The 12,600-nt window shown below is 71.2% G+C and carries 14 protein-coding genes; 7 read left to right on the top strand and 7 right to left on the bottom strand.

Features of this window, described 5'->3' with window-relative positions; translation table 11 throughout:
• Positions 1–318 precede the first annotated feature (318 nt).
• Positions 319–654 (top strand): (2Fe-2S) ferredoxin domain-containing protein, encoded by a 336-nt coding sequence (locus D7X12_RS17830; RefSeq protein ID WP_120626471.1) that lies wholly within the window; start codon positions 319–321, stop codon positions 652–654.
• Between the two features lie 69 nt (positions 655–723).
• Here D7X12_RS17830 and D7X12_RS17825 read toward each other — a convergent pair whose 3' ends face one another.
• The gene (locus D7X12_RS17825; protein WP_120626470.1) at positions 724–1,437 is read right to left on the bottom strand and encodes a Bax inhibitor-1/YccA family protein; all 714 of its coding nucleotides are present in this window, start codon (positions 1,435–1,437) and stop codon (positions 724–726) included.
• 76 nt (positions 1,438–1,513) lie between these two features.
• Positions 1,514–2,983 carry a hypothetical protein gene (locus D7X12_RS17820; protein WP_120626469.1) on the bottom strand — a complete coding sequence of 490 codons (1,470 nt, stop codon included), beginning with the start codon at positions 2,981–2,983 and terminating at the stop codon, positions 1,514–1,516.
• A 220-nt stretch (positions 2,984–3,203) separates the two neighbouring features.
• On the opposite strand from D7X12_RS17820, the gene D7X12_RS17815 reads away from it, so the two are divergent.
• The 6 genes from D7X12_RS17815 (at position 3,204) to D7X12_RS17790 (ending at position 7,898) form a co-directional block, all read left to right on the top strand.
• Positions 3,204–3,644 carry a hypothetical protein gene (locus D7X12_RS17815; RefSeq protein WP_167509011.1) on the top strand — a complete coding sequence of 147 codons (441 nt, stop codon included), beginning with the start codon at positions 3,204–3,206 and terminating at the stop codon, positions 3,642–3,644.
• 272 nt (positions 3,645–3,916) lie between these two features.
• The gene (locus D7X12_RS17810) at positions 3,917–4,411 is read left to right on the top strand and encodes a hypothetical protein (RefSeq protein ID WP_120626468.1); all 495 of its coding nucleotides are present in this window, start codon (positions 3,917–3,919) and stop codon (positions 4,409–4,411) included.
• A 40-nt stretch (positions 4,412–4,451) separates the two neighbouring features.
• Entirely contained in the window at positions 4,452–4,835 is a 384-nt protein-coding gene (locus D7X12_RS17805) for a hypothetical protein (protein ID WP_120626467.1), read from the top strand.
• Positions 4,836–4,862: 27 nt separating this feature from the next.
• Positions 4,863–5,531 (top strand): hypothetical protein, encoded by a 669-nt coding sequence (locus D7X12_RS17800; RefSeq protein ID WP_120626466.1) that lies wholly within the window; start codon positions 4,863–4,865, stop codon positions 5,529–5,531.
• Positions 5,532–5,540: 9 nt separating this feature from the next.
• Entirely contained in the window at positions 5,541–7,277 is a 1,737-nt protein-coding gene (locus D7X12_RS17795; RefSeq protein WP_120626465.1) for a hypothetical protein, read from the top strand.
• Between the two features lie 72 nt (positions 7,278–7,349).
• Positions 7,350–7,898, top strand: coding sequence for an isochorismatase family protein (locus tag D7X12_RS17790; protein WP_120626464.1), 549 nt, complete (start codon positions 7,350–7,352; stop codon positions 7,896–7,898).
• On the opposite strand, the gene D7X12_RS17785 is transcribed toward D7X12_RS17790, so the two are convergent.
• The 5 genes from D7X12_RS17785 to D7X12_RS17765 all read right to left on the bottom strand — a co-directional run.
• Positions 7,895–8,767 carry a metal ABC transporter permease gene (locus D7X12_RS17785; protein ID WP_120626463.1) on the bottom strand — a complete coding sequence of 291 codons (873 nt, stop codon included), beginning with the start codon at positions 8,765–8,767 and terminating at the stop codon, positions 7,895–7,897. The two genes, D7X12_RS17790 and D7X12_RS17785, sit on opposite strands and share 4 nt — an antisense overlap.
• Complete coding sequence (locus D7X12_RS17780) at positions 8,748–9,569, bottom strand: metal ABC transporter ATP-binding protein (protein WP_439329374.1); 822 nt, start codon at positions 9,567–9,569, stop codon at positions 8,748–8,750. The genes D7X12_RS17785 and D7X12_RS17780 overlap by 20 nt, the downstream gene beginning before the upstream one ends.
• A complete protein-coding gene (locus D7X12_RS17775; protein WP_120626462.1) occupies positions 9,556–10,431 on the bottom strand; it encodes a hypothetical protein in 876 nt (291 codons plus the stop codon). Before D7X12_RS17775 ends, D7X12_RS17780 begins: the two co-directional genes overlap by 14 nt.
• A gap of 1 nt (position 10,432) precedes the next feature.
• Complete coding sequence (locus D7X12_RS17770) at positions 10,433–11,350, bottom strand: metal ABC transporter substrate-binding protein (protein WP_120626461.1); 918 nt, start codon at positions 11,348–11,350, stop codon at positions 10,433–10,435.
• A 22-nt stretch (positions 11,351–11,372) separates the two neighbouring features.
• Positions 11,373–12,600 (bottom strand): zinc-regulated TonB-dependent outer membrane receptor (locus tag D7X12_RS17765; RefSeq protein WP_120626460.1); only part of this gene is annotated, 1,228 nt, incomplete at its 5' end.

Genomic DNA, 12,600 nt, shown 5'->3' with positions numbered 1-12,600 from the left:
AGGTCAACACCCGGGGCGCTGATCGCATGCGCAGGGGGGATGAAGTCCGACCCATGGCTGATCTAAGAACCCGTCACGACCGTGGCAACCATGGCTTTGCTGGCAATGTATCGTCATGACCATGATGAATCGGACAGGCGCGGGGAGGGGGACGCCAAGGGCCTGTGATCACTCACGGATGTTTGCTGGCAGTGCGTGCGCCCAGCGCAGGAGGGCCCTCTCGTCCGGGCGAGAAACGGGCGGGGTGGGGCGGCCCTGGACGGTCGGTTGTTGAACGGCGTCGTCGATTTCGGCGCACGGTCGAGTTAGGAAGCGCACATGCCGCCTCCCTTTGAACGCCATGTCTTCGTCTGTACCAACCGTCGCCCGGACGGGAATCCGAAGGGCTGTTGTGCCACCAAGGGCGGTGAGGAGGTCCGGGCCGCCTTCAAGGAGGAGCTGGACAAGCGCGGGCTCAAGCGCTCGATGCGCGCCAACGCGGCGGGGTGCCTGGACACGTGCCCGCTCGGCGTCTCCGTGGTCGTCTACCCGGAGGGCACCTGGTACGGCGGCGTGAAGGTGGAGGACGTGCCCACCATCGTGGAGGAGCACCTGGTGCAGGGGCGCCCCGTGGAGCGGCTCTTGATGCCCTTCAGCAAGAAGGCGGAGCGCTGAAGGCGTTTCCCTGAAGGGAACCCCCTCGCGCCCCGCCTCGGGGAACCGCGCTGTCGTGAAGCGCTGGGACTACCGGCGCTTGCCCAGCAGCCGCATCAACGACAGGAACAGGTTGATGAAGTCCAGGTAGAGGGTGAGCGCGCCCACGATGCTCACCGTCGCGGTGCTCTTGAAGCCCGTCTCCGCGTGGTACTCGCGCAGCTTCTGGGTGTCGTACGCGGTGAGGCCCGCGAAGATGAGCACGCCCGCGCAGGCGCTGACGAACGACACCGCGTCATTGCGCATGAACAGGTTCACGACGCCCGCGATGATGATGCCGACGAGGCCCATGTAGAGGAAGGTCCGCCAGCCGCTCAGGTCCTTCTTCGTGACGGTGCCGTAGACGGCCATGGTGCCGTACACCGCCGACGTGATGAAGAACACCTGGGCGATGGAGCCCGCCGTGTAGATGAGGAAGAGCACGGACAGCGTGACGCCTGTCAACGCCGAGTAGCCCAGGAACATCGCCGCGGCCACCGGGCCGGAGATGCGGGGCGCCAGGAACGACAGCGCCATCACCACGCCGAACTGCACCAGCAGCAGGCCCATGCGGTACTGCGCCACCGCCATGAGCATCGCTTCATTGGACAGCGTCACCGCCGCCATCACTCCGGTGAGGGCGAGCCCGGCGAACATCCAACCGTGAACACGCGTCATGAACGCGCGCTGCGACTCCTGCACCAGCACCGAGTCCACTTCGCCCGCCCGCCCGCTCTGCCACCCGCCAGAAGATTCCCACGCCATGTGCTTTTCTATCCTTTCGCGCCGGATGACTGCCCGGCTGGTCTCGTATGTGTAACGGGCTCCCTGGGGAGACGCCTTAAAGGGCCTTCCAGGCCAACAAAAGCTTCGCCGCGACTTCCGTCGTGATGAGGGGAAGCACGCCGCCGCCGCCCACGATGTTGACGATCTCCGACATCGAACCCCGGCACACCCCGCCCCAGGCGGGCTGCTTCGCGATGCCCACGGAGGCGTACGCCGAATAGTCGACGAAGAACGACGTGGGCAGCACCTGGTTCTGACCACACACCAGGTGGTCCTCCGGCTGGGTGTCCACCACCTCCTGCACCACGAACCCGCCGCCCTGGGGGTCCGTGGCCGCCCGGGTGCAGAGCTCCTCCCACGTCATGGACGCCCCGTAGGCGCCCTTGACGCGCTCTTCATAGGGCACCGTGCCCACCGAGCGACCCAGGAACACCGCCTTGCCGCCGTAGTCCCAGGCGCGCTTGAGCACGAAGCGGGCAGGCTCCTGCGCCACGCGCGCCACCACGTCGTCCAGCTTCTCGCCGTCCGGGCCGGTGCCGGGGCCGGGGCGGAAGGACCGCGTCCAGGGCACCGAGGCGCGCACCGCCTCCAGCTCCTCCGGCGTGAGGCCCGCTTCTTCCGCGAGCGCGGGCTCCGTCAGCGCCTGCGACAGGAGCGCGAATGTCGTCTTCACCTCCACCTGGGAGGCGGGCGGGTTGAGGAACACCGCCTTCTTCCCGGGCACCGTGCCCAGGAAGTCCTCCACCCACGGGGCAGGGGACTGCTCCAGCCGGCGCACGAACAGGTGGCGGTAGACGAGGTCGTACGCCTTGCCCTTCACCGTGAAGGTGTCCTCGCCGGACACGTCCTCCGGGTGCACGATGTCCGCGTCCGCGCCGAACTCGCGGAAGCGCTCGCACAGCCAGCGCAGCTCCGTCACCTGCGCGTCGTTCTTGCGGCACAGGAGCGCCACCGTGTCCGGCATCTTCCCGTCGCGCTCGGCCGCGTAGCCGTCCAGGAGCGCGCGGTACAGCGCCAGCGCGTTGCTGCCGTTGAGCGTCAAGAGCGACGCGAGCCCCTTCTCCGGGTAGCGCAGGTGCCGCGCCACCACTTCGATGAAGGTGCGCGCCGCGATGTCGGAGTAGCCCTGCATGGCCGGGATGGTGGCGTTGACCTCCAGCGCCCAGGGCTTGTCCCCGGAGACGAAGTAGTCCACGCGCGTCGTCACCAGCTTGCGGCTCTCCTGCCAGGTGCGCTCGGCCAGCGTGCGCTCCAGCGGGGACAGCGCGCCCAGCAGCCGGTTCGGATCCGCGCCGGCCAGCACCGCGCGCGCCATCTTCAGCGTGGCGGACGCCAGCTTCGCGGACAGCACCGCACGGCGTTTGATCTCCGCGGCGTCGAGGATGACGGGCGTGGCGGTGATGGGGATGGGCTGGGTGCTGCCATCCGGCTTCGTGACCGCGAGCCCGCGCTCATAGGCCGTCTTCGCCAGCTCCGGCCCGAAATAGTGTGCCTGCCTGCGCAGGACATCCATGAACTCTTGCACGCGCGGAACCTACGACCCCAGGGGCTTACGGGTCCACAACCCGCGCTGCGTCGGGCTGTTCCCCAGGTCGGCGTGCCGGGGCGCGCGGTCCGGCGACCGGGCAGGGGAGCAGGTCGTTCCAGGTGGGGGACGCCTTCCATGACAACCCGTTCGCTCCCGGCTTGCGCCCGGTGGCGAGGTCGCTTAAAACAACTCAGTTACCTTTACGAGACCGAGTGACGTGAGCCGCCTCCGACACCATCCCGACACGGGTCGTTCCCCGCGGCGCCTGCTGGCGCTGCCGTGGGTGCTCGTGTGCGTGCTGGTGTACGTGGGCAGCGTCCTGCACTTCGCGCTCGTGCAGCACACCACGTGCCTGGAGCACGGGGACGTGATGCACGTGGGCGAGGCTCCGGACCATGGGAGCCCGTCGAGCGAGGACGTCTCGTTCGACGACGCGCGCGTGGCCCGGGCGCCGCAGGACACGGCCGTTCCGCACAGCGCGGAAGCCCACTGTCAGCATGCCTTCTTCCGCCGTGAGGCCCTGCCTCCGGCCGAGTCCGCTCCGATGATGGAAGCGGTCTCCACGCGCTCCAGCCCGGCGCTGGCGGTGTTCCGCTTCCACGCGGCCCCCGTCGCGCTGCTGCGGCTCGCGCCCAAGTTGTCGCCTCCGCGCGCCTGATCCTTCGCCCACGAAGCCCGTCGTCTCCGCCCGGCGTGTGTCCGCGGGACGGGAAGCGCCGTGGCTCGGGTGTCCTGTCGCGTCCGCGCTCCCGTCACGTTGCGTGACGGGCCGCCGGGGCACGGGGCCTCCGGCCTCGACCTGACGTGTGCTTCGTCGCGCACCCCCTTCCAGGCCCTTGTCGCGTCCGCGCGCAGTCGTCCCTTCGGGGGCGGTGCGCCGTGGGCGACAGCGCCTGGAGTCCCCGCAGTCCATCCCGTGGAGTTTCACACATGAAGAAGAACCTGCTGTCCGCCCTGTTCCTGTCCACCGCGCTCCTCGTCGTCGGTTGTGGCGACGACGCCGACGAAGCGACCTCCGGCGATGAAGAGGGCTGCGAGCACCTCCAGGAGGGGCCGGCCGTCAACGTCACCGCGGTCGCCACCGGCGCGGGGCCCGCCGTGAGCAACGACCACAAGCGCTACGACATCGCGCTCGTGGACGTGGCGGGAGGCAAGGGCGGCGCGGTGACCTTCGCCGTCGCGGAAGCCACCGACTACATCCTCTTCACCGGCGCCTCGGTGCCGGTGAAGGTCACCAACGGCAGCGGCGCGACGGTGGAGTTCGAGGAGAGCACCACCAGCTCCGAGCTCTGCACCGACATCAAGGGCCGCCACGTCGTGCCCCTCACCGTGGGCACGCACACGCTCACCTTCGGCCCCTCGACCCTCTCCTCGGTGTCGCTCGTCATCGAAGAGGGCGGCGAGCACGACCACGATCACGAGTAGCCGCAAGTCCCCCTCCACCCGCAGTCCGCAGGAGCCCACCATGGGTGCCTTCCAGCAGTTCCTCGATGACAAGAAGATCTCCCCCGCGGTGCTCCTGCGCCGCTCCCGCCAGCTCGAGACCCAGACGGAGGAGGACCGCGTCCTCAAGCGCAAGCGCTCCGCGCGCCGCCGCGAAAAGGACACGCAGACGAAGTCCTACGCGGACCTGGGCCTGGGCAAGCCGCGCAGTGGCCGCGGGGTGACCGAGCAGCAGCTGGCCGCCCTGCGCGAGGACCGTCCGGTGTCCCCGCGCGTGCGCGCCAAGGTGGTGCGCGCCGTCAACGCGCTGCTCACCCAGGCGGGAAGCACCGCGGTGGATGCCAAGGCCCTCTTCGGTGACGTGGCCGCGCGCATCGGGCCCACGACGAAGAAGGCCGCCAGCTAGTCCCATTCCCCCCCCCCGAGGCGCCCCATGTCCAAGTCCAGGTCCAGGTCCAAACCCCGCGCTACCTCCAGCGACCCTGCTGGCGGTGCTGCCTCTGTTCTTCCCTGCGACGTTCGCCGCGACGGCGACCGGCTGTTCGACGTGGCCATGTGGTGCCTGGGCCAGGACGTGCGTTGCCCGGACGGCAACGTGCTCCTGCGCCACGGGCTGGTGCGCGAGCCGCGCCCTCCAGGTGTCGAGGGGCAGAGCGCGTACCAGGGACGGCTGGCGGACGGGGGGCGCCTCACGCTGTGGGGCTTCGGCGCGCTGTGTGACACGTGCGGCGCGTCGCTGTTCGTGCCTCGCGACGGCTTCGTGCCCCGGTGGGTGGAGGGCCCCGGCGCGGGGGCCTCCGCCTTCCGGGCGGAGGACGTGGGCGCCCGGCGGGACGCGGCCTCCGGGCCGGAGCGCCGGGCGGTGCGGGCAGGCCTCGCGCTGCTGGCGGACTGGCTCGCGGACTACGAGGCCTGGGTGGCGCGGGACGTGGGGCTCGACTGGCGGCGCGAGTGTCTGGCCGCGCGGCGCAAGGCGTCTCCCGTTCCCGCGGAGGAGTTGTCGGTGGCTTGGAGGCGGATGGCCGTGCGCGTGCGCGCGACCGACGCCGTTGTGCAACACGCCGGAATGCAACACCACGTCGCTCCGATGACCGGAGCGTGAGGAGGACCCATGCTGGCACGACTGTTCCGAGCCGATGCACCGTCCGTCCATGCCCACGTCGCGTGGGAGGACCTGCCGGACGAAGCCCTTCCCACGCCGCCGTTGTGTGACGGTTACGGGAAGGCCCACCTGCCCGTGACGACGCAAGTCCCGCTCGCGCAGGCGTACTTTGATCAGGGCCTGCGCCTCCTGCACCTGGGATGGGCGCTGGAGGCCCGGCGCGCCTTCGCGGAGGCCGCGCGGCAGGATCCGTCGCTCGCCATGGCCTGGTGGGGGCTCGCGCTCGCACGCGGCGCGGGAGCCCGCTTCGCCGCGGAGCGCGCGGAGGCCATCCGCAAGGCCCTGCAGCTGGCCGAGGGCGTCACCGACCTGGAGCAGCGCCTGGTGGTCGCCGCGAGCCTCCTCGTGGACAAGGGCCCCGCCAATGGCCGGCACGCCTTCGTGCGCGAGATGGAGTTCCTCGTCGACCGCTTCCCGGAGGAGCCCGAGCCCCGGCTGCTGCTCGCGGGCTTCCTGCTGGACGGCTACGAGTCCGACGGCCGTCCCGGCCAGGGCCAGCCCTACGCGCAGTCCCTCCTGCGCGACCTGCTGCGCACGCATCCGGACCATGCCGGCGTACACGTGGCCTGGGTGCAGGCGTGGCTGCCGAGCGCGCGGCCGGAGACGGCGTGCGCGAGCGCCGAGGCCCTGCCGCTGCTCGTCCCCGCCGGCAGCCCCGCGCTGCTCGCCGCCGGACGGTTGCTGTTGCGCATGGGCCGCGCGGTGGAGGCGAACCGCATCCTGGAGGCGGCGGTGGAGGCGGATGATGCGTACCTCGACCGGGAGTCACTGCCCCTGGAGGTCGCGCCGAGCGCGGACACCGCCCTGCGCCTCTTGAGCGAAGGCTGCGCGGAGGTGGGGCGGTACCGGGAGGCCCAGAAGTGGGCGCGCAAGCTGCGCCAGCGCGTGGAGGCGGCGGGCGCCGGCCCCCAGGCCGTCCTCTTCGCGGCGACCACGCTCGTGGCCGCGCACCTGCGCTTCGGTTTCTGCCGCGCGGCGGCGGAGGTCCCGATGGAACTGGACGACACCGCCACCGTCGCGGAGCAGGGCCTGCGCGACGCCGTGCGCCTCTATGCCCGCGCGGCCTGCGCCCTGGAGACGGGCCGGCTGGGCGACGTGGAGCGTGCGTGCCAGGTGCTGGACACCCTGGTCCTCACCTTGTCGGACGCGCCGCGTTCGGAAGGCCGCGCCCTGTGTCCCCGCGACGTGGCGCGCACGACGGAGGTCGCCGCGCAGGAGCTTCGGGGGACGCTGGACGCGAGGCGGGGTGACTCCGGCCGCGCGGAGGCCGCGCTCACGCGGGCCCTGCGGTTGGAGCGGCGCCTGCGGCCGGTGGGGCCCGCGCTCTTCTGCCGCCCGCCCCGGGAGACGCTGGCGCGTGTCCGCCTGCACTCGGGTCGCGAGGAGAAGGCCCTGGAGCTGGCGCTGGAGCGCGCGGGGGAGCGGCCCGGCTGTGGCCACTGCATGCTGCTCGTCGCCGAGGCCCACGTCGCCTGCGAGTGCATGTCCGAAGCCGAGCGCGACTTCGCCGTGGTGCTGGACCTCTGGCGCGACGCGGATCCGCACCTGCCGGGCCTGCAACGCGCGCGGGGCTTCGCCTCCCGGGGCAGGGGCGGCGCCGCGCTCCGCCGGGTGCCCGATGCGGTGGTGGACACCGTGCCCGCGCCGAGGGGCGGGGAGGGGCCCTGGACCGTCCACGGGGCCTGAGCGTCCGCATGGCCGCGCTTGACGGACGCGCGGCCTTCGCGTCACTAGGGAGCACCCGCAAGGAGCCATCCCATGCCTTCGATCCGCCTGAAGCCCGAGCAGGCCGTGCTGCTCGTCGTCGACATCCAAGAGCGGCTGTGCGCCGCGATGGAGCGCGACGCCCTGGACCGCATGCTCGCGCGCACCGGCGCCGCCGTGGAGGGAGCCCGGGCGCTGGGCGTGCCCGTGGTCGTCACGGAGCAGTACCCTCAGGGGCTGGGCCGCACGCACTCGCTCCTGAAGTTGAAGCTGGGGGAGTTCAAGCCGCTGGAGAAGCTGGACTTCTCCGCCGCCACGCCGGACGTGCTCGCCGTGCTGGGAGACCGCAAGCAGGTGCTCATCACCGGAATGGAGACGCACATCTGCGTCTTTCAAACGGCGCGCGACCTGGCCGACAGCGGCCGTGAGCCGTGCCTGCTGGCGGATGCTGTCATGTCGCGCGCCGAGGAGGACCGCCGCGTGGGGTTGGAGCTGTGCCGCGACGCGGGCGCGCGCATCCTCACCGTGGAGTCGGCGCTGTTCGACCTGCTGGGGCGCGCGGGCACGCCCGAGTTCAAGAAGGTGTCCGCCGCCGTCCGCTAGGCCTTGCGCTGGAAGGGCGTGCTCGCCAGCCGCACCAGCATCATCAGCAGCACCAGGACCCCGGACAGGACGGTCTGCGAGCCGCCCACCGGGAAGTCGTAGAAGTACGCGAAGAGGTAGCCGCCCGCGCCCGCGATGCCGCCCAGCACGGTGGCGGTGAGGAAGGTCCACGGCAGCCGCAGATCCAGCACCAGCGCGGCGATGGCGGACAGCGTGGAGAACGCGAAGACGGGCAGGGCGCCCAGCGCGCGCGCACACACGCCCACCATGATGCCGATGGACACCATCAACACCGTGTCCAACAGCTGCACCGGCAGCCCCTGCACGGTGGCGCCGATGCGATCGAAGCTGACGAAGGTGATGCCCCGGAACCACCACAGGTGCAGCACCATCAGCACCGCGCCCACCCCCGCCACGGCGTGGAGTTGATCCGGCGTCACCAGCACCGCGGTGCCGAAGAGGATGCCCTGGATGTCGTGCGACTCCTGCGCGATGCGGTCACCCACGAGGATGGCCGCGCCGCCCGCGAAGGCGAACGCGCACCCCAGCAGGCTCTCCCGGGAGAGGCGCAGCCGCGCGGGCTCCACCATCAGCAGCAGCGTGGCCGCCACCGACAGCACCACCGCGCCCACCAGCGGATCCACGTGGACGCCCAGGTGGATCTCCGCGAAGAAGGCCAGCGCCACGCCCAGGCCCGCGGTGTTCGTCACCGCCGCGCTGACGAACACCATGCGCCGCAGGACGACGTAGACGCTGAGGAAGCCCAGCACGCACCCGGCGATGAGCGCGCACAGGATGGGGTCCTGGAACAACTCCCAGGCGGACTGGAACTCCTCCCACTTCGAAGGCTCAAGCAGGACTGTTTCCACGGTGGGGCCCCTGGGGCGCGGTGTTGCAGTAGTCGTCGCCGTACTGGCGTCGGAAGGCCGGATGGCAGAACACGGTGCGCGCATCGCCCATGACGAAGCAGCGGTGCTCGCGGTCCACGAAGAGGATGACGTCGGCGTGCTCGGCGGCCACGGACATGTCGTGGCTCACCACCACCACGCCCAGGCCCCGGTCATGCGCGAGCGCGCACAGTCGGAGCATCGTCTGCTTCTCCGCCACGGCGTCCATCGCCGCGGTGGGCTCGTCCAGCAGCACCACGTCCGCCTCGGTGGCGATGACCCGCGCGAGCAGCGCCCGCTGCTTCTCACCGCCAGACAGGTCTCGGAAGGGCCGCTTCGCGATGGCGCGCGCCCCCGCCGTGTCGAGCGCCGACTCCACCTTCTGCCGGTCCGCGCGGCTGGGGAACGGGCGCAGGAAGTTCCACCCCGACAGCCGGCCCCACCCCGTGAGTTCCCGCGTGTGCACCGGGAGCAGCGAGTCGATGGAGGACATCTGCGGCACGTACGCGCTGCGGATGCCAGGCGCGCCGAGCGTGATCTTCCCCGACACCGGGGGGATGAGCCCCAGCAGCGTCTTGAACCAGGTGCTCTTGCCGGAGCCGTTGCGGCCCACCACCGCCACGAACTGACGGCGGCGCACCACCAGGTCCATGGGAGGAAGGATGTCCTTGCCCCCGTAGCCGATGACGAGCTGCTCGCACTTCAGCAGCGCCTCGCCCGGCTCGTGCGGCGCCGCGGCGCGGTGCGCGCTGTCCAGCTCCGTCTCGTGATCACCGTGCGCCACGGGTGACCTCCGCCACAGGGGTGACCTGCGCGAGCTGCTCCAGGAACGCCGTGCGGACCGCCGCGTTTCCGGGCGCATCCAGGTCCAGGACGCCGTCCGGTCCCGCCGCCACGTTGGACCAGTCCATCACGTCGAAGAGCGCGGGCGTCAGCTCCAGCTTCAGGCCCAGCTCCACGCCCGGCGCGTTCTCGCGGTCGGACGGCACGTCCAGGTCCCCGGTGAGCACGGCCAGCGGCTCCGCGTCCGCGCCCGTCGCGGCGAGGGAGATGCGGAAGTCGCGGGTCCCCGCGAAGCGCGCCGGGACGCGGTTGTCGCGCACGCTGCCCGTCATCCGCACGCCGGTGATGGACCAGCGTCCCCGCGACAGCGTCGTCCGGGGCAGCTCGCAGTCCGGCTGGCAGGCAAGCCCCACGGGCGCGGGCCGCAGCAGGTCCAGGTCGCCCTCCACGGGCAGGTTGGCCATCGTCGTGGTGGTGCTGCCACCGCCGCCCAGCTCCGCCTGGATGTCCTCGTAGTCCACGAGCTCGCCGTCAGCGCTGTGGCAGTGCCCGTTGTGGCACAGCGAGTAGCCCGGAGGAGGCGAGGAGGGATCGAACGTTGTCGCCCCGCCACCGCCGGAGCTGGCGAGCAGGTCGATGCTGCCCAGGCGCAGGGAGGCCGTGTCCATGCGCAGCTGGAAGTCGGAGGCGAGCGCCTGATAGCCGTCGCCCGCGTCGCGCCGGGGCAGCGGCGTGTACGCGGCCTGCACGGAGGGCTTCAGCACCGCGAAGCCCTCGCCCTCGTCGAGCGCGCACCCGGCGGACAGGAGCGCCAGCGGGAGCAGCAGCGCTCCGCGAAGCGCCAGGGGGAATCGTCGCGTCATGTCACTGCACCTTCCCGGCGAGCCCCTGCTCCAGGCGACTCACCAGCAACTCGATGCGCTGCACGTACGTCTGCCCGTTGCGGAAGTCGGTGCCCCCGGGGATGACCACGAGCGGCGCGGGGAGCTTGGAGGCCACGAGCTTCGCGGTGCCCTCCGGGTAGTAATCCTCCTTCACCATCAGCTTCGCCTTGCGCGCCTTGCCCTGCGCCATCACCTGCGCGACGTGGGACGGGTTGGGCGGGATGCCCGGCTTGGGCTCCAGGAACGCGATGGTGGTGAAGCCCAGCCAGTTCTGCAGGTACGCCGTCGTCCGGTGGTACGCGATGACGGGCGCGCCCTTGAGGCCCTCGAGCCGCTTCTCCCAGCCGGGCAGCGCGGCCTCCACCTGCTGCGTGAGCTTCGCGAGGTTGGCCTTGTAGGTGGCGGCGTTCTTCGCATCCAGCTGCGACATGCGCGCCTCGATGCCGCGCGCCACCGCCAGTCCCTGGCGCGGATCATAGAGATAGTGCGGGTTGCCACCGGGGTGCACGTCGCCCTGGCTGCGGTCCACCGCCGTCACGGGCACCTCCTGGAGGCGCACGAACTGCGACGCGTCCAGGAAGCCCGTGTTGCCCGTCTGGATGCGGCTGTTGCGCGCGCCCACCTGCAGCGTGGGCAGCCAGCCGATCTCCAGGTCCAGGCCCGCGGTGATGAGCAGGTCGGCGCGGTTGAGCGCGAGCGCCAGGTTCGGCTTGGCGTCCACGAAGTGCGGATCCTGCGTGGGCAGCGCGAGCGCGATGACCTCCACCTTGTCCCCGCCCACCGCCTTGGCCACCGCGGCCAGGTCCGGCAGGGAGGTGACGACCTTCAGGTCCGCGCGCGCGGGCGTGGCGGCGAAGCAGACGACGGCGGCGCACAGGGCCGCGAAGAGCGAACGCATGGAAGGGCTCCAGGAAAGGGGTTCAGAACGCATGGGCACCGTGGGCGCCCGTCACCACTTCAAGCGCGAGGAAGGCCGAGTAGTCCGGCGATTCGCGCCAGCCGACCCGGTCGGTGGCGGCCTGCAGGCGCAGGCGGGAGAACTCCGTGGGCCAGAACGTCACCGCCGCGGAGACGCGGTGGCGGTCGGAAATCCATTCGGGGTCGAGCGGATCATTCGCGACGCGGCCCTCCTGCGTCTTCGCCGCCGTGCCGAACTCGTAGCGCACGCCCGTGGCCCAGCGGTTGGAGAAGCGCCACACCGTCTGCGCATAGCCGCCCCAGTCCGACAGCAGGTCGTCCGGCGCCTGGCGGCGGCGGTAGAGCACCTCCGCCTGGAGCACCAGCTCGTGCGCGCTCTGCTCCGTGATGGGGCGGAACTTGAAGTACACGTCCGTGCCGTAGACGCTGGTGTGGTTGCGGTAGCCCGTGGGGTTGGGGCCGGTGGCCGCGGACAGGCCCCACAAGAGCGACAGGTCGTCCGACAGCGGGAAGAACTGCTTCACCGCGCCGGTGAGCTGGAGATCCAACGGCGACAGCACGCGCTCGTTGGAGCCACCGAAGAAGCTGCGCGCGGTGGCCTCGCCCCTGGCGTCGGTGGCGCTGCCAATCACCTCCACGTACCAGGGCAGGGGCGTGAGCCAGGACGTCTCCACGCCCAGGCCGCGGTTGCCCTCCCCGCCGAAGACGCGGCTCATGATGAAGGGCTGATCCACGAAGGCCCACGCGTGCGGGTGGGTGGCGTTGATCCGACCGAAGCGGGTGAGGAACTGGCCGGCGCGCACCTGGAGGTTGGCGGGCAGGTCCAACGTGGTGGCGTACGCCTCTTCAATCTCCACGCCGAACTGGCTGAAGACGAGGTTGCTGTCGAAGCGGAAGTACGGATCCACCACGGAGCCGATGGACAGCTCCAGCTGCTGGAGGTTGAACCCGTTCTGCGTCGGGTCGTGCGCGCCGCCCTGCAGGGGCTCCTTGCTGGAGAACGCCGCCACGGCCATGTCCAGGATGAAGCTCAGGTTGAGGAAGCTGGTGCCGCCGGAGATGGCATTGGGCAGCCGCAGCGGCGTCACGCCGGAGTCATTGGTGGCGGTGGGGGACGCGGGGGAGGTGCCGCCGGACGGCCGCGCGCTGCTGCCCTTGTCCTCGCCCAGGGCCTTCTCAATCTCCGCCATCTCCTCCGGGCTCAGCGCCGGGGTGTCCGTCGTGGGGGCC

It is taken from the genome of Corallococcus sicarius (genome assembly GCF_003611735.1).
Lineage (GTDB): Bacteria > Myxococcota > Myxococcia > Myxococcales > Myxococcaceae > Corallococcus > Corallococcus sicarius.
Note: the sequence above shows the minus strand (reverse complement) of the source record. Positions and strands in the feature narration are given on the sequence as shown.